This window comes from Pedobacter sp. JY14-1 (assembly GCF_029269825.1).
Taxonomy (GTDB): domain Bacteria; phylum Bacteroidota; class Bacteroidia; order Sphingobacteriales; family Sphingobacteriaceae; genus Pedobacter.
Genome location: NZ_JARJHU010000003.1, coordinates 515,346 through 532,773, shown reverse-complemented (window position 1 = coordinate 532,773; position 17,428 = coordinate 515,346). Strand labels below are relative to the sequence as shown.

The following is a 17,428-nucleotide window of genomic DNA, read 5'->3' as shown; positions in this document are numbered from 1 at the left end:
GTATATTAAATTAAATTTTTTTGAAGTTTAGGGGTCTGGTTTAAGAGATTGGATAGTACGATATTCAATAAAAGGTAGTCATCGGAGCGGCCTAACTGCGTAAGTGTGTATTTTAGCACTTTCGCAAACTCAACGCTAGCATCCAGTTTATTATTGGTTTTTAAATAATTTGTTATCGATTGAAAGTGCATTTCAATCCAATGTTGAATCCATTCATTCTTTTTGGATTTCCCTTTAATTATCTTATGGGCTTTATCATATATTCTACGGAATAAATCTTCGTTATCTATATAATAGGTTTGGAAGGATTGTAGGAAGGCAAGATTATTATTTGCCAAGGTGGAAGGTATTGAAATCAGTAATTTAACTCCATTATTTAACCTTAAGAAAAGTCCAATAGCGAAGTAAAGCAAGTGAGTTATTGCTGAGTTGGTCGAAGTTGTTAGCAGCCTAATGTTTGAAATTAGTATAGTCGAGCTGGAATAAAAACTTTCGATTGGATATCTAATACCATCGATTAGGAAAAACGGAACGAATCTATGGCTTCCATATAAAATTGTACCAGGTGTGAAATCCATAAATAACTGATCGTTAAATTGGCCTTTAGTTTTTTTTATCGTTTGAAAAAAATTATGGATAGTTCGCTGAAGTTCTGATAGGAAAAAGCGTTTTAATGACTCTTCAATCCGTAGCGTTAAGCCGAGATAATATCCCCTAAAATGATCAAAATGTACAATTAGTTGCACGTTGCCGAACTTTTGTTCTCTCAACAACCCATTAAGGCTATTTTCAAGGAAACGTGACACGTGTGACCTGTCGATATGTAACGAAAAGAATATTGTTTTTAGATCGCTCATTTTTACTTTATACTTTTAGATGCAAGCCGTAATCAAAATTTTTATATACATGTCCTGAACCATATGTATTTGGGTTAGCCTGGACGACCAACGAATTCTTATTGTTGACCATCCTATTGAAATTGGGTAGTACACTGAAAAGATATAGCGCATCGTTCCTTATCCCGTCATTGACGATTCTTCTAAAATATTGGCCGCAATAAGAAAAGCTTTGGCAATCTTGCAGCGTAGCGTTCGATAAGCTAGTTTCGACATTTGCCTCTATGATTGACAGTCCGGTAGGTTTCTCACACCAATGACTCAAACTCCAGTCTTCCTCCGAAAGGATATACTTTGAAATGAGTCTTTGGCTTTTTCTAAGTGGTTTAAGCTTGGTCATATTTGTCGCTACATTATCAAGCACAAGACCGTGGTAGCATTCACCAGTATTGAAAAAGAAATATAACGCTGATTTGAAAGGAGTCTGCTGGCCAACGAAGATGGCCGCGATAGTACTAAATAATTGCATATTGCCAAACCTTTTTACGGCTGTATGGGATATAGCTTTTAGATACTTGTTGGTTTTTATCACTTTTCTAAAGCAACCAGCAATTTCCAACCTTTGCACAAAATCTAGATCTTCTAAACCATAGTACTTAAAACCCTCGTCAAAACCTTTCAGTCTGTGAAAATCCGATTTGAACAAACAAATCCTACCAAGTACGTCACTATTTGTACTAGGCTTACGTTTATAAATAGTAGTTAGAAATTGACTTTTAATGAGATTATTAGCAACATACGCTGCGAAGCCATTACCTATATAATTATCGGCATCAACCAAACAAATAATATCTCCATCAGCTAGTTTCAAAGCCATGTTTTTGGCATGGGGCATATTGAAAAATATTGGTTCCGTATTGTGATAATACTTCACAATTCCGGTTTTAATATACATCTGCAAATAGTCCCTGACATATTCACCTAGCCCGTCAGTGGAATTGTAATCTAGAATGATAAATTCGACATAAGGGTAATTGACATTGTCTAAGACGTTTTTTAAAAATGTCTGCTTAAAATGTTCGGTCCTGTTCATGCTGACCGTGCAGAATGAGATTTTAGGACGCATGTTGAATTCTTTTTTTATTCTTTTTAGTCTTTTTTAAAGCAAACAATACCTCTTGAACGTCACGTATTTGGCAAACTATCCCAATATCAATCAGTTCTTTTAAATTCTTATCAAACGCCTTCAATACCCGCTGTCTGTAGAAGTCAATGGCGTATTCCAAAGAATGCTTATTAACAGCGTCTCTGGAAGCTAAATGAAACGGCAGTAGCTTTTTTATTTCGTAGGTTCCCAACCACAGATCTGGAAAATTGCCCAGTATTTTATACTTGTCAAAAAAGTTTTGGAATCCGCAGATGGGATAGTGTAAAATAACGGGGAAATATTCTGATGTGAACTCTCGATGGTTGGAAAAATAGTGAGGACCAACGGGCTGGACATCTTGCGTTAATCGTGCAGCTGATTTTCCATTTCCATAGAAATTAAAATAATTTGAAGCAGTCCATCCGTTTTCTTGAAGAAATGTGTTTTGTATGTGTGTAAGATGTTTTTGATTTTTTTTAAACGTTGTTACTACTTCAAAATAGTTCTCTACATCAAAGCAATTTGGTATAGCCTCATAGTTGACATAGTTAATGCAATCAATTCCGTTGGTCTGGAGGTCATAAAAATGATTTTTAACGTTCTGCCAATTTCGACACCAGAAAATTTCATCTACGTCAATATGCAAAATCCAATCATAGCCTTCATCCCTAGCAATTTTTATCACATTAGACATGTTTATTACTTGTCTGGCAATCAAATCTGATTCCGTGTAGTCTTTCAAATTCTTATAAGTATCAAGACTATTTAAATAATCTTGATCAAAATCTGATTTCCGGAGTGTAGTCACGTTCGAGCTTTTTGCAGCTTTACTCGGGATCTCATCGGGATCGTCGTATACGAGGAAAAAATGATCGAAACCGATTGTTTTATGAAATAATACCCAAGTTTCCAATATATTATCGGGACAACCCTTGATTGTCGTAGCAATGCAAACTTTAAAGCTCATTTTCTTTGAGGTTAAATTCTTGGGCTAATAGACTGTAGGTAGAAAGCTTTTGATCAAGCGAACACACGCACATTGAAATAATTAACTCAGTGATTTTCGAGAAGTCAACTAGGGAGGACAATTTTAATCTAATTTCATGCGGCGCACCAATCAGCGTATTCTCTCTAGCTAAGTGTATTTCTGCCTTCTCACGATCATTGTATCGGTAATTATAGTTTGCTCTATATAGACCATCACTTTTTTGTTTAGAGCCGGAACGGACGATGTACCAATCAAAATAATGTAGCATTTGACGGAGTTGTGTTTTGTTATCACTGCAAATTATCCTTATAGCTAAAGAATAGCTAAACTTCTGATCAGATACATTTGTCGAGTAATTATTCAAAAAAGTTAGCACCTCTCCTGTTGATGCAGGGTTTAAAAAATGTGCATAGCTGAAATTGACTCCTAGTTGCAAAGCTAGTTTAGCGCTATTTATACTAGATCCTAATATCCATATTGGAGGGCTTTTAGGAATGCGAGGCACAACTTTGATTTTCGACTTCACGCTTTCAGAGATGTGTGTCTGGTCAAGAAAGTGTTTTAAGTCATAAATTTTTTCATGATAGCTAGCTAATTCACTATTCCTACTCTGACTCAGGAAATATGAAGTTAATTCATCACAGCCTGAGGCCCTTCCTACGCCCAAATCGATCCGATTTGGATACAGTAACTCAAGTTGCTTAAAGCATTCAGCAACTTTTAGTGAACTGTAATAGGGCAGTAGAATGCACCCTGATCCAACTCGTATTTTGGATGTTTTTGAAGCTAGATAGCCAATCAAAATTTCTGGAGCTGAACTAGCAGTCAGAGAAGTGTTATGATGTTCGGAAACCCAGTATCGAAAGTAACCTAATTGCTCAACGTGGCAAATTGACTTCACGCTGTCATCTACAGCATCTTTTGCAGAAAAACCATTACGCAAATTGAAAGTATCTAGCACACTTAATTTCATAGACAAAAACAGCTAGTAAAATTCTCTCCTTTATAGAGATAAAATGTCATGAAACTATATTCAACAGAAAATATTGTGCAATAGCCTGTTAGCATTGAGAGCGCTATATAATGTTCGAAATTATTGGTTAGTTTGTATAGAAAATATTATCAAAAGATGTCGTAACCATCAAAATATAAGTTTCAGATTGTCCGCCCACATGGTGCCAGATCCAATTAAATAGATTCCAACCATTACTGATTCTGCAATGCGGGGTATGTTAAATTTGATATCATATTGCTTCCAAGGACTACTACCTCTAACCGCCCGTGCTTTCATTTCATCACTTAATAGTACGCTATCTTTACCATTTACTATCAAAGAAAGGCCTGCGCGTCCCTGAACTGAGTGGCTAGATAGAAATCCTGATAATTTAACTTTTTTAGCCCCAATAGGAATGTCGATTTTTCGCGCAATGAAAGCAATGGAATCCTTTTCTAATCGTGAACTAATAGAGGATATTTGTAATAGGGATTCGCCTAAATGCTTTTTGTCCTGAACAATCTTAACTTCATATCCATTTGCAAATTTTTTCCAATCATCAGGTTCGTTTGAAAATGTATCAAGACTGTCAAAGGTGAAAAGAAAATTTCTTTGGATACTTCTTTGGCCATAAGCATGATTTTCTATGCAAGAAAAACAATGTATGAAGGTTATAAAAGAGAGTGTTAATATTTGGTTCATATACATATTTACGAAAAAAAATTCACAAGAAAAGCCTTTAGGTTTAAAATCACCAACGATGACACTAATATGACAAAGCCACATGATTACCTAAAACGCCAAAACGTTTCCCATTTTGAAAATCCAACTGTCCAATGGCAACTTCGTCCATATACTGGGTCTGGAAAATTACTAGCTATTAGATCGTATAGCGCAGGATCGTATTTTCGCAGCTTAGCTTGTGTGCAGACATCATTATGAATACCATTTGGTGTTTGTTCATTTTTGTTCACATTAAACCAGCTTTGAACACCTTCAGCAAAATATTCCGATGCACTCGAGCTAGCATAGGTTCTTTCCCATAGTCCTTTTGAGATTGCTGCGTGGTAGATTTTATCTAGCTTTTCTGAAAATTTCGGGACTAATGTATTGAGACCAATTTCATGGATTGTATGAGCAAATTCATGGATCAGTATATCTTCACCTTTATATCGGTCATTTTCAAAGCATAAAATATTTTCTTCGGCGCAGCTTGTAAGGGGAAATTCTTTGTTTCCGCCAAGCCCACGAGCCCGGGAATTAATGTAATCATCGATGTCAGAGTATTCAGGCAAATCATTTGTAAGTTCTTTACTTCCTATGATTGCAATGCGCGAATTGTTTTTTATGAGTGTTAATTTCAATAATGGAACTTTACTTAGCATCATTAATACGATCTTCCTTGTTCTATAAAATGCATCATCTGAAACCTTTGATGACCCTATAATAGGTATTCCAGCTGCGTTGAGGTACTTTTGATAGAACGTATTAAATCTAAACGCTGACGGTGGAGTAACTACGGCCGATGTTGAATCTGATAGTAATGCATCATTAATCATGATAGACCCGTATTTATCAGAAAATTTGCTTGCAACTACTGTGTCTTTTGATTTAGTTAAGATCACTTTTCTATTATCGCTAATCACAGAGTGGCTTAACTTGGTTATCAGTAGATCTTGAGAAGGCCCAAAATGAGATATCACAATATTTATAACTACACCTGAAATGAAATGATAAAGACACATAACTTAGTTTTATGAAATTTTAAATAGATTTAATATTGTGAAATTATATCTAAATGTAAGAAAATAAAAGCTAAATTGAGTTGTGAAATATAACATAAAAGGCTGTATGGATATCGAAGACATTTGAATCTCAAAGGCATTATTAAAAAGTTAATATACTAAAAAGACGATGCGCTTATGGCAGCGAAAATTATTCATCTAATTTTCTTAAACAAAGACGAAGTACTACCAGAGATATTTACAAAATGTGTGAAACGCATTCACGACTATCATCCCGACTGGCAGATCAATACATATGGTGAGGATGAAGCGTCACAAATTATTCATGTCAATTGCCCTGAGCTTTTTGATTGGTATAACAGCTACACTCATACTGTACAGAAAGCAGACATACTAAGAGTGCTATTAGTATATCTATTTGGAGGCTTTTACTTAGATATGGATATGTATTTGTACAACAATTTGGATGCATTGCTTCCTTACGATCTGGTTCTAGGAGAAGAAAAAACACTAAGTCAGGAAGATTTAAAACTCTACGGCGACAAACATGCACTGAGAGTTGCCAATTATATGTTTGGTGGGAATGCGGGTCATTTATTCTGGCTATATTATTTGCATGAAGCTATTTTGCGCTCTAGCAACGTCGTAGTTGGTGAGAATGACATTTTAGAAACAACAGGCCCAGGTTTAATGACTGATGTATATCATGCTACCAAAAAGACGTTTCCAAATACAGTTTTTTTGACAAACGATGATCGATATTGCGAAAGTCAACAACACCATGAAATTTCTTGTCACTTTGGAAAATATGCTGCGCATTTCCACTGTGGGACGTGGAGATCAAATAAAAAACCGCAAAATTATGATTCAGTTTATTCAGGATGCGCTAACGAAAGTATTGAGAATGCAAGGAGACATATAGCATATTTATTTTCTAAAGCAGTTGAAGCCAGGTCCTGATTCCTTAACTATAAAAGTTGGGATCTGGCTACCGAAGTTGAACTTCTGCAAAACATGAATCTCTTGCTGTCCGCCATAAGAACAGGAAAATATTTAGCATTCCATTAAGTTAATCTTTAATGCTTCAACTTTTGCCAGATAGCCTTCTTCATTTAATTCCGGCCAGTGTTTCAATATTTCTTATATAGTAACCCAAAAACTCATTGCCCCGTTCAGCAGACCAGCGGTACTTTTCATAGATTTTTCAACTCCCCTGTGTAAATTCAGCGAATGTGATATCCGTTCATTATATGCTTTAAGAAAGTCTCTTTTTGAAGCAGGGTAATCGAAATTAAGTACTTCAAGGTAGTAATTTATAAATATTTACTGTTCATCTGATATCATAATCTGGTAACGTATAAACATTTGCCGGTCATCGAATTGGTTGTTTGCTTCCTTGGGGAAAAAAGCCATTTTGCTTTCCAAAAGGTTAAGCGTTTTACCAATGGCATCCCAGCAACGATATCCGAACTGTCTAAAACATCCCACATTAATCCCTCCTCTTAGAAAATATGCTTCTTTCATAATTCATAATTGAGAATATTGATAAATGAAGTATATCTACAAAAAAGTCCCGAATACTCGGTATTATCAACGATATTTGATACTAATACAAAAGCTGCGCATTCTCGCGATGACGAGAGCCCGAAAATGTACAATCTGACACATTTTCAATGAAAATGCTGCTGCTTTCAGCTTTAAAGGGAAACCACCAATTTGCCAAACCTGTGATTTTTCGTAAAATTATACCGAATGACAGCCCAGACACTTCCCTTCGGCACACTCATTACCATCGACAGGCAATCTGCAACTCCAATATACAGGCAGCTTGCAAATGCTTTGATCGACCTGATAAAAAATGGACAAATCAGGCCCGGATACCAGTTACCACCAAGTCGCGACATGGCATCAATGGTGAAACTTAACCGCACCACAGTAGTTGCAGCTTATGAAGAATTGCAAATCCAGGGCTGGCTGGAAGGGATCGGGAGGAAAGGCAATTTTGTTTCCATGAGCCTGCCGCTGACCAGGCCTAAGACTTTTGAAGCTGTTCCTTCAGCACAACAGACCACCACTGAACAGGAGAACTTCTACAAGCAGATCGCCCTGCGTCAACCTGTTACCAGGGAGTTGAAACCCTATCAGCTGATGATCAATGATGGTTATCCAGATGCCAGATTAGCCCCCTTAGACCTGATCATCGACCGGTACAAGTATCTTTCACAAAAAACCGGCCTCCATGCCAGACTGTTGACCGGCAGTACTTCCGGCAGCGAAACATTGAGAACTGAACTCGCGTTATTCCTGTCCAGGACCAGGGCCTTGCACATCAGCCCCGAACAAGTTCTGGTCACGCATGGGGCACAACTTGCGATTTCTGTTGCTGCCAGCATGATCCTGCGTCCAGGTGATTCGGTGATCGTAGGGGATCCGAACTACGTCCTGGTGGACAGGCTTTTTGGGCAGTTGGGCGCAAAGCTGATCAGAGTTAAAGTTGATCAGGACGGTATTGATGTCGACGCTATTGAGGACATCTGCAAACAATCAAAGCCGAACCTCCTTTATATCATTCCGCATCACCATCATCCAACGACGGTTACCCTAAGTGCAGAGCGACGGGTGAAGCTCCTGGACCTCATTCGCCGCTACCACCTGCCAGTGATCGAAGACGACTACGACTATGATTTCCACTATGAAAACGCCCCTATACTACCCCTGGCCAGCGCAGACCACAAAGGATATGTTCTTTACGTCGGCTCGATCTCTAAGACATTGGCGCCCACCGTCCGTCTGGGTTACCTCATCGGCGGTGAAGATTTTGTTTGGCAGGCAGCCAGGCTGAAGCAGATGCTGGAAATCCGTGGCGATGTGTTGTTCGAAGAATCCGTTGCCCACCTATTCCATAATGGCGAGATGCAGCGACACCTGAGAAAATCTGTAAAGCTGTACAGAAAGCGGCGCGACGACTTTTGCGCGGTACTGACCGCCTGTCTGGGCGACCTGGTCACCTTCACACCTCCGCAGGGAGGTATGGCTGTCTGGACAAAGTTTGACCCCGGATATTCCGTGCCCGACCTCGCCGGAAGAATGGGTTCCAGAGGGATTTATTTGAACGACGGCAGTGTTTTCCGATACAACGATCATGTCAACGGCGTAAGATTTGGCTTTGCGTCATTGAATGCAAACGAACTGCAGACTTTCGCCCGGGCCCTGAAGGAATCGCGATGATTAAGCTTGCCTTACCCAATCCTCAAACCTGATCTTTCCGGGAAAGAACTCACCTGCAGGCACCAGAAGCGACCTTGCAATGTCTTCGAACATGTATTTGTTATCCTGGTTAGGGACAAGGACTTTATCTTCGCCTGTTTGCCTAAGGTAACTTTCCACGAATTCCGTCATCGGCCCGCGATCAGGCCCGGCGATCTCTACAATGCTGTTTTTCGGCTGTTGCAGAGCAAACCTCACGACGTAATCCACTACATCTGCCAAGGCAATTGGCTGATAGTCAACCGTAGACACATGGACATCCTTGCCTTCTCCCTGAACAGCGATGATCGTACTGGTATGTTCATGAAACTGGGTCGAGCGGATAATGGTATAGGGAATTCCGGATGCAATAACCGCATCCTCCTGGGATTTTTTAGCCTTCAGGTAACCGATATGCTGTGCCTCGTCCGTTCCGACAATGGAAAGCACCAGGTGGTGTTTGATATGCGCAGATTGTTCTGCAGCAATCAGGTTCTTCGCGGCAGCGCGGAAGAACTCCAGTGCCACATTCGCTTCCGGTGAACTGGAATTGGAAAGATCAATGACGATATCCGTTCCGGCCACCGCACCGGCCAGCCCTTCCCCTGTCAGGACATCAATACCGGCAGAAGGCGATCCTGCGACAACATCATGACCAGCATTTGCTAATTTTTCACAAACACCCCTGCCCACAAGGCCTGTCCCTCCGACTACTAAGATTTTCATAATTGTATATCTTTTAATTTCTCCTCAAAATAAGCGATTAACGAAGCGACCCCGGCCATCCAGAATTCAGATTTAAGGCAGTCCAAACTTAGCAGTCCATTAATTTAAGGCCTCAGCAAAAGAGTCAGAAGAAGCTCAGGAATTTTCCGATATTAGCTTCAGAACCAAATTAACGCCATGAAATTGATCATCACCCTGATTACCTTAACCTTGCTTTCTTTTCACGCTGTAGGTCAAGATCAGGATCTGCATTTGAAGGACCTTGAAGCCCTTAACCTTGCGCTTCAGAAAACGCCCGGATACCGCGATCAGATCAGGGGCGAAAGGAAAAAAGCGTATGACCTACTTTTTCAGGAACTAAAATCCGCATCGATCGGACCATCCGCATTAGATACATTTTATCACTTCTCAAGACTCCTTGGCCCCATCAGAGACATGCATCTCGGATTCTGGCAGGTTTGGGACCGGACCGTCAGCATGGACAAGCTGCAGGATTCTGCCTATATCAGTGCTTATCAGCATACACCTGCTTTCAAGAAGGTTAGCTTCGTGACGCTAAACCTGGATTCACTGCAACACGCATTGCAAAAAATGCCCTTGGACAGCATCGAAGGAATCTATTCAGCAGGTAAGTTTGGAACGGTTGGCATCTTCCGTACTAAAGTCCGCGACAGCCTGGTGGCGGCATGCTTATCTCCAGGTTTCAGAAACTCCAGGCCTGGTGAGATTTTCGGAATTTTCCGCGAGCACTCCAAAGACAAGTTCCGGGGTGTCTACGTCAGCCCAATCACAAAGAGCCTGATCTACAGCCGTGACATCGGTTTCCAGAAGGGCATCTTCAGCCGGTTGGAGTTAAGAAAACCCGGCGCATCCACTCGGGCTGAACTATGGAACACCAAACCATTTACTTACGGAAAGCTTTCTGGAAAATTTCAATACCTCCACCTTGGCAGCTTTCAGTCTTCAAACAGTAACCTCAAAGTCGCTAAAGCATTTCATGACCAGGTCAAAGATTCCCTTTCCGCACCCGATCTGATTGTTGACCTTCGGGGCAATAGCGGTGGTGGCGACCGCTGTTCAGAACAGTTCTTAAAGCTTATCCGTACCTATGCCAGGCATGGAAGGGTACACATCCTCGTCAATCGCTTTGTGATGAGCAATGCCGAGCAGTTTACGCTGAAGCTGAAAGGTCGGAAGAACGTTAAGGTCTACGGAGAAACCACTGCTGGGGTAATCGCCTACGGGAAAAACTATGGCGATCCGGTTACCCTGCCGAGCGGCCGCTTCCAGCTGTACAACACCGACATGAAAGACACCGGAAATTACCTCCGGTATGAAGAAGTTGGAATCGCCCCGGACATACCGCTCAATGAATCTTCCGATTGGATCTCACAGGTGATGGCGCTTATTGGCATATAACTTTCCGGGGACATGACAACTTCAATCAAGACACTTCTATTGTTTCTTTTCGCTTCCTTTCAGGTGCTGTTAGTTAATGCGCAATCTTCTTTTAATATTGAAGGTCGGGTACTGAATGAAAAAGGAGAGGCTTTAAAATCAGCAACCGTATTTATCAATGGATCCCAAAAGATAACCGTAACCGATGAAGAGGGTAAATTCAAATTTGAAAAGTTAGCAATTGGAACATTTCCTTTAGTCGTAAACATGCTCGGTTACTTTTCTTATGTTCAGGAGGTACAGTTAGTAAATAAAAATGTGGTACTTGATGTTGTCCTGAAGGAAAAAACCTTCGCGCTGGATGAAATCGTTATCAGCCCGGACACGGACAGGGACAAAAATTACAAGTTGTTTAAAAAGAGCTTTTTAGGAACATCAAAAAACGCCAAGGATTGCAAAATACTCAATGACAGCATAATCAAATTTGGCTTTAATAAAAAAGAAGGGTTACTTAAGGCATCAACCGATGATTTTCTGATTGTAGAAAACAGGGCTTTAGGATACCGGATTAAATACCTGCTTAAAACGTTTCAATTTAACGTTGCTACAACCATTACAATTTACGACGGTCAAGCGGTTTTTGAAGAGCTGAACGGCACAAAAAAGGAAAAGCTCAAGTGGCAGGAAAATAGAAAAAAAGTCTATTACGGGTCTTTCATGCATTTCCTGCGCTCGGTCTACCAAAATACAGTGCTAAAGGAAGGCTTTCTGGCGCATCATGTATTCTCATCAACCTTCTATGAGTCCATGCAAGCGACCCAGTTAAGCATTGATCCCAGACCGGTAAGATTTGACACCATTGTTAACATTGTGGATTCAGCATTTGTATCCCTAAAGTTTAGTAACGGGCTTTATGTAAATTACGAGCCCAGGAAAGCCTCCAAAATTAAATCCGATACAAGCCCGGAAGCTGAGAATATTTTCCTGAATTATGGCGGCACTTCACTTAAGCTTTATTTAAACGAAGCCTTGATTGATGAAAAGGGAAGTCTCGGTCACTACAATACCTTTTTCATCGAAGGCTTTTGGGGAGAAAAGAGGCTCGGTGATCAATTGCCGTTTGAATATCATCCCGACTTATGATCTACTCTTGGTTAGATAGCTTCAGTCGACTTCGACCAGATATTATGATTCCTTTGAATCAATTTTAAAATCTTCAGAAGAACTGCCGGTATGACTTTCATCATCCGTATTTTCATCGGGTTTTGTCGAAGAACCTGTGAAGCCGTCATCGCTTAAGGAATCATAACCTTGGGTTCCGGTATTGTCAAATCCGTCCCTTGGACTGATCGGTGTGGATGGTGTGATCTTTTTATTTGCCATAACTTTTATCGCTGTTACATTAAAAAACACGTCTCATCCGCATTTGTTCTCCCCTAATATTAGCCCCCCATTTTTCCCGATATCCTTAAGCACCCAGTCCAATTCCAGATCTTTACCCGCAAGGTAGTCTTCGACCTGGTAAGTAACCGGAACATCCGGCATAACACCCCTCCCATCGATAGTGCTGATGTCTCCAAAATATCCGGGGATAACCCCATAACGCAACAACAGCTGGCTATGAGGCAATGTAATGCTCTTCTGCACACCCGCGGTTAAGACATTCTTACTGCCCCCGGACTCTTCCCCAACAAGCGTTACGTTTTTCAGACCTTTTAAATTCGCTGCAAGTATGGCGCTCGAAGAAAAGGAACCGCCATCAATCAACACATAGATCTTTCCTTTAAATGTGGTGGAATAAGGTTGGATCACACCGTAGTCCGATATGGATAATTTATCGATCCATCTTCGTATCCGCTCGTTACCATAAAGCGCTTTCTGCTGTTTTAACTCCTGAGGAAGCCGATAAAAATACTTCGGCGAATCGATGAGGTGACTGTATACACTCGCTGCCCAGCCCAGCTCCCCGCCGGTATTACCCCGTAAATCAATAATAAGTGTCTTTAACTTACGTTTCCCGATGTCTTCAAAAATGCCATGATAACCGGCATAATCATTTCCGTTATAAAAGGTCCGTATCTTCAGATAGGCGATATTGCTGTCTGCCGTAAGCAGTTTATATTCCGTATTGGGCGGCTTCACGCCGCCAATGCTGTCGAAGCCCTTCTCCAGCCGTGGCTCCAGCTTAATTTTCCGGAGAATTCCAGATGATTTGAGTGAAATATCCAGTGGATCTTTTTGGGGAAACAAAAAACGGTAACGTTCTGCAAAAATACCCGCATTCATTAAATGCCTCTTGTAGGTTGTATTGTAACCATCTCCCGTGATATAACTATTTAAGCTATCGATCAATCTTGCAGCAGGCACACCATTGATGCTCAGGATCTCTGAACCCCGCACATTTTTCGGATCGTCCGATAAATTCTTCGTGATAAACAACCTTTTCCCCGTTACATAGTAGCCGAACTGATAAATAGGGTGCTGCAATGATGGCTTTTTCAAAAAGGCAATGTCCTGCGGCGTCAGTTTCGAATAATCTATCTCCAGCACCAGATGACCGTCGCCAACACTACTGATCACCCGCTGCAACCTGATATATAGTGCAGTAGCTGTAATAGGCTTGTCTATGGCTTTTCGTAAACTGTCAAATTTATAGTCAAGTGCTTGTTTACTGATGTACAAATATAAATTCGGGTGTTCTCTTTCCAGGGTAGTCTGTACGAGATCTATATCCTTCTTAAGATCAGATGGCGGATACAATTGCTTGGACAGCTGATCCAGATACTGCGCATTTAAACCGGCTGTTGTACCAAAAAACAGGACAAGAAACACAAAGGCTGAAAATTTCATGCCGCCAAGATAAAAAACTTACCCATGATAAGCCATTGCTTTTGACAACTCCTCATTCAGCAGATACTCCGACTTCAGTCGCTCTAATTTTGACATTGCGCGTTGATAAGCATCCTCGCCGAGCAACAGGTACAGCGGGGGATTTTCCATAAGTGCAACGTCAATGATCGCGGAAGCGGCTTTTTCCGGGTCGCCATCCTGTGCGCCGCCTTTCTCCAGCATGAGCTGCTGAGTCTGATGAACGGCAGTATATTCCGGGATGGTATGCTGCGCAGTCCTGATCGAACCACTGTCGAGGAAACTTGTCCTGAAGGCGCCGGGAGCAACCACAGTCACCTTAACCCCGAATTCCGCGACATCCTGAGCCAGCACCTCGGATAAACCCACCACAGAAAACTTGGTCGCCGCATAAACCGCCCAGCCAGTGGTCGCGGTGATACCTGCAATAGACGATATATTGATGATGCGTCCAGATAGCTGCGCCCGCATATAAGGCATCACCGTCCGGATGACATTCAGGGTTCCGAAGACATTGATCTCAAAACAATCGCGTGTTTCTTTATCGCTCAGTTCTTCAATGCTGCCCCCAAGGCCATACCCAGCATTATTGATCACCACATCAATCCGCTTAAACGCCGCATTTGCCTTGTGCATAGCGCATCCGACACTGTCTTCGTTGGCCAGATCAACCTCGAGCGGAAGAAAATTGGGACCTGCTAATCCAACCGCATTGATCAGGGCATTGACATCACGTGAAGTAGCAACAACGTTCTGACCAGCCAGGAGTAATTGCCTGACCAGACTTAAACCAAATCCCTTTGAAGCTCCCGTAATAAACCATGTTCTGATGTTTTCCATATCTCTTTTATTAATGACACAAAAATAAAAGCGGAAGCGCATGGAGCGTATACGCTAATCAAACCAATGATTACGAAATTCAAACAGATCGAAAGGCCGAAGGTGTCGTTTGGGTTTGCTTCTTGAAGAAATTATTGAAATGAGTCGGCGCCTCAAATCCCAGGCAATAGCTGATCTCGGATACGTTCCAGTTGGTATGCCGCAACAGCGCCCTGGCTTCACTCGTCAGGCGCTCCATGATATGATCGGTAGTCGTTTTACCGGTCGTCTGACGGACGGCGCGGTTCAGGTGATTGACGTGTATGGACAGACGGTCTGCAAAATCCTTGGCAGACCGCAGGCCAAACCGCTGCGATGGGGATTCAATAGGGAATTGCCGCTCTAAAAGCTCGGTAAAAATTGCCGTAATGCGGGAATTGGCGTCCGGGTGCTGAAAAAGCCGGTTAGAGGGCTGTATCTTCATGGCGTAATGGATCAGCTCAGTAACATAGTTGCGCAGCAGATCGTATTTAAAAACGTAATCTGAACTGATTTCCGCCAGCATCTTTTCGAAGATGGCAAATACATACGCGTCCTGCTCCTGGTCAAGAATGTATACCGGGTTGGCCCCCGGCGCGAACATTGGCAGTTGATTGACATTATTACGTACCATTTCCGTAAAGAAGGACTCCCTGAAAATACAGAACCTCCCTGTATGGATATTGCTCATATTTTCAAAGGTATAGGGGACAATCGGATTGAAGAAGATCAGTGCCGATCCATCAACCTCGATACTTTTATCCGCATAGTGGACAAGGCCTTTACCCCTGAACAAACTGATCTTATAAAAATCCCTGCGGCTGTATTGAACAGGCTTTGCTCCGGGAATGTAACTGTCCTCAGACCTGAAAACATTAAAGTGACCGATGTCCTGGCTCAGGTTGTCAGGCAGGCAGCTGAACTTCTGCTTGTAAAAATCTTCTAGGGTTTCTGTGTTCGCCATGAAGCAAAGTTACACAATTCAAACCAAACTAACTGATATAGAGTTTTCCGTCACATCCTCCTGGCTTCGACTTCCTTGCCATTTTGAAATAAGACCAACCTGTTGACAGCTCCTGCAGCGTCCTTATAAAATTTAATACGTGCCGTCACCACCGTATAAAAAAAGTCAGTTTCAGACGCCGGATAAATTTCTACTTTGGGCTGACCGGTCAGCTGGGCGTAAACTTGCCCCATATAGGAGGTGATGCTGAAGCTGACAGTCGGCGCAGCCACTAAAGAATAAGTCCCTTCCAGCAATTTTAACTGTTCAGGGGAAAGGACGATACTCTTTTTAAAAGGCATAGACCTGGGTATATCGAAAGGCCGGTCAAAAAGGATACTTTCGATAGCAGAAGCCAGTTGATAGATGTTGATTACATTGTATACATTAGACAGCAGGATGATGGTTTTCTTTTTTTCCGCGTACCTCACAATAATGTTCATGTATCCCGGATAGCCCCCGGAGTGCATATACGATTTCCCGGAAAATTCGCTGGATGGCATCAGCAGCCAGCCAAACCCATATGGAGTTCCCATCAGCGCTGCCGGCGCTCCGTTGCTGAGCATAAAAGGCTGATAAGCTTTTTCCTGACCTGCTTTATTGATCAGCTTATCTGAATACAATGCCTGGTCCCATTTCAATAGATCCTGAGTGGTGCTGCTGATACCATAAGGACCGGATATGCCGTCAAAAACATATTCAAACCGGTTTGCCTGTATCAGGTCGTTAATCACGAATTTGCCTTTTGCCCCATCATAGATATGTCCGTAAGCATAATCCTTAATTTTAGGCTGATCGGCCCTTTGTGCATATACCCTGGTATGGTCCATTCCCAGCGGAACAAAAATATAGTGCTGAAGGTATTTGCCAAAGGGCATTCCCGAAGCCTTTTCCACGATAAGTGCAAGCAGTACATAGTTGGTATTTGAATAAGACATTTGCTCCCCTGGCCTGAAGTTCAGTGTCAGCGGATGTTTGATCATGGACTCAAGGATATCTCGGTTGTAGTTGATCCGGCCGGTATCGATCCGGCTTTCGCCCCATCCTAAAAACTCCGGTATCCCGGAAGTATGGGTCAAAAGGTGCTGGACCGTGATGCCACGGTAAGGAAACCCGGGAAAAAACTTCTCCAGACTATCTGTATAGCTGAGCTTTTTCTTCTCCTCCAACTGCATAATCGCCATGGCGGTAAACTGCTTGGATACCGATGCCAGTTCAAACATGGTCTGCCGTGTAACCGGTTGCTTCGTCGCGAAGTTGGCATAGCCCATTGTCTTCTGATACATAGGCAAACCGTCCTCAGCAACTAAGACAGAACCACTGAAGTTACTTTCTGCGCAGACTGCATTAAATAGGGAATCCAGCCTTTCCGTTTTCTGGGCTTCTGTCCGGAGACTGACATGAAACAATAAGCAATAAATGACAGAGCAGTAAAAATGAGAAGCCTTAACTTGCATGGTTCTGGGACTATTGGTAAACAGGTTTATAAAATCTTTCGGTTAGCACGGTGGTTATTCAAAATAACCGTTTTACCGCTACATATCCTAATGATCTTAATATTACTCTGCTACCAGGTTCCACGCAAGGTTGACCAGTCGCCAGATAACGATATCTTACAT

Annotated in this window: 17 protein-coding genes; 4 read left to right on the top strand and 13 right to left on the bottom strand. The window is 41.9% G+C overall.

The window, feature by feature from the left end; genetic code table 11:
* Positions 1-5 precede the first annotated feature (5 nt).
* From P2W84_RS08390 to P2W84_RS08365, 6 genes are all read right to left on the bottom strand, one after another.
* Positions 6-857, bottom strand: coding sequence for a hypothetical protein (locus tag P2W84_RS08390; protein WP_276089674.1), 852 nt, complete (start codon positions 855-857; stop codon positions 6-8).
* A 7-nt stretch (positions 858-864) separates the two neighbouring features.
* Positions 865-1,962: a glycosyltransferase family A protein gene (locus P2W84_RS08385; RefSeq protein WP_276089673.1), complete on the bottom strand. Its 1,098-nt coding sequence runs from the start codon at positions 1,960-1,962 to the stop codon at positions 865-867.
* The gene (locus tag P2W84_RS08380) at positions 1,952-2,950 is read right to left on the bottom strand and encodes a glycosyltransferase family 2 protein (RefSeq protein ID WP_276089672.1); all 999 of its coding nucleotides are present in this window, start codon (positions 2,948-2,950) and stop codon (positions 1,952-1,954) included. The genes P2W84_RS08385 and P2W84_RS08380 overlap by 11 nt, the downstream gene beginning before the upstream one ends.
* The gene (locus tag P2W84_RS08375; protein ID WP_276089671.1) at positions 2,940-3,944 is read right to left on the bottom strand and encodes an MsnO8 family LLM class oxidoreductase; all 1,005 of its coding nucleotides are present in this window, start codon (positions 3,942-3,944) and stop codon (positions 2,940-2,942) included. The genes P2W84_RS08380 and P2W84_RS08375 overlap by 11 nt, the downstream gene beginning before the upstream one ends.
* A gap of 168 nt (positions 3,945-4,112) precedes the next feature.
* Positions 4,113-4,667: a hypothetical protein gene (locus tag P2W84_RS08370; RefSeq protein ID WP_276089670.1), complete on the bottom strand. Its 555-nt coding sequence runs from the start codon at positions 4,665-4,667 to the stop codon at positions 4,113-4,115.
* Positions 4,668-4,753: 86 nt separating this feature from the next.
* Positions 4,754-5,611 carry a hypothetical protein gene (locus tag P2W84_RS08365; protein WP_276089669.1) on the bottom strand — a complete coding sequence of 286 codons (858 nt, stop codon included), beginning with the start codon at positions 5,609-5,611 and terminating at the stop codon, positions 4,754-4,756.
* A gap of 276 nt (positions 5,612-5,887) precedes the next feature.
* On the opposite strand from P2W84_RS08365, the gene P2W84_RS08360 reads away from it, so the two are divergent.
* On the top strand, positions 5,888-6,670 hold the full coding sequence (locus P2W84_RS08360; RefSeq protein WP_276089668.1) for a glycosyltransferase: 783 nt from the start codon (positions 5,888-5,890) through the stop codon (positions 6,668-6,670).
* A 363-nt stretch (positions 6,671-7,033) separates the two neighbouring features.
* Here the strand turns inward: P2W84_RS08360 and P2W84_RS08355 are convergent, their stop codons facing one another.
* The gene (locus P2W84_RS08355; protein ID WP_276089667.1) at positions 7,034-7,234 is read right to left on the bottom strand and encodes a hypothetical protein; all 201 of its coding nucleotides are present in this window, start codon (positions 7,232-7,234) and stop codon (positions 7,034-7,036) included.
* 228 nt (positions 7,235-7,462) lie between these two features.
* On the opposite strand from P2W84_RS08355, the gene P2W84_RS08350 reads away from it, so the two are divergent.
* Positions 7,463-8,938 (top strand): PLP-dependent aminotransferase family protein, encoded by a 1,476-nt coding sequence (locus P2W84_RS08350; protein WP_276089666.1) that lies wholly within the window; start codon positions 7,463-7,465, stop codon positions 8,936-8,938.
* On the opposite strand, the gene P2W84_RS08345 is transcribed toward P2W84_RS08350, so the two are convergent.
* Positions 8,939-9,682: an NAD(P)H-binding protein gene (locus P2W84_RS08345; protein ID WP_276089665.1), complete on the bottom strand. Its 744-nt coding sequence runs from the start codon at positions 9,680-9,682 to the stop codon at positions 8,939-8,941. It lies immediately after the preceding gene.
* A 177-nt stretch (positions 9,683-9,859) separates the two neighbouring features.
* Between P2W84_RS08345 and P2W84_RS08340 the strand changes: the two genes are divergently transcribed.
* Together P2W84_RS08340 and P2W84_RS08335 are read left to right on the top strand one after the other, a co-directional pair.
* Positions 9,860-11,101 carry a S41 family peptidase gene (locus tag P2W84_RS08340; RefSeq protein WP_276089664.1) on the top strand — a complete coding sequence of 414 codons (1,242 nt, stop codon included), beginning with the start codon at positions 9,860-9,862 and terminating at the stop codon, positions 11,099-11,101.
* A 12-nt stretch (positions 11,102-11,113) separates the two neighbouring features.
* Positions 11,114-12,223 carry a carboxypeptidase-like regulatory domain-containing protein gene (locus P2W84_RS08335; RefSeq protein ID WP_276089663.1) on the top strand — a complete coding sequence of 370 codons (1,110 nt, stop codon included), beginning with the start codon at positions 11,114-11,116 and terminating at the stop codon, positions 12,221-12,223.
* A 42-nt stretch (positions 12,224-12,265) separates the two neighbouring features.
* Here P2W84_RS08335 and P2W84_RS08330 read toward each other — a convergent pair whose 3' ends face one another.
* The 5 genes from P2W84_RS08330 to P2W84_RS08310 all read right to left on the bottom strand — a co-directional run bounded on the left by P2W84_RS08330 (position 12,266) and on the right by P2W84_RS08310 (position 17,266).
* Complete coding sequence (locus P2W84_RS08330; RefSeq protein ID WP_276089662.1) at positions 12,266-12,463, bottom strand: hypothetical protein; 198 nt, start codon at positions 12,461-12,463, stop codon at positions 12,266-12,268.
* Between the two features lie 33 nt (positions 12,464-12,496).
* The gene (locus tag P2W84_RS08325) at positions 12,497-13,930 is read right to left on the bottom strand and encodes a S41 family peptidase (protein ID WP_276089661.1); all 1,434 of its coding nucleotides are present in this window, start codon (positions 13,928-13,930) and stop codon (positions 12,497-12,499) included.
* An 18-nt stretch (positions 13,931-13,948) separates the two neighbouring features.
* A complete protein-coding gene (locus P2W84_RS08320; protein WP_276089660.1) occupies positions 13,949-14,788 on the bottom strand; it encodes an SDR family NAD(P)-dependent oxidoreductase in 840 nt (279 codons plus the stop codon).
* 79 nt (positions 14,789-14,867) lie between these two features.
* Positions 14,868-15,770, bottom strand: coding sequence for an AraC family transcriptional regulator (locus tag P2W84_RS08315; RefSeq protein WP_276089659.1), 903 nt, complete (start codon positions 15,768-15,770; stop codon positions 14,868-14,870).
* A gap of 50 nt (positions 15,771-15,820) precedes the next feature.
* Positions 15,821-17,266, bottom strand: coding sequence for a serine hydrolase domain-containing protein (locus P2W84_RS08310; protein WP_276089658.1), 1,446 nt, complete (start codon positions 17,264-17,266; stop codon positions 15,821-15,823).
* Positions 17,267-17,428 lie beyond the last annotated feature (162 nt).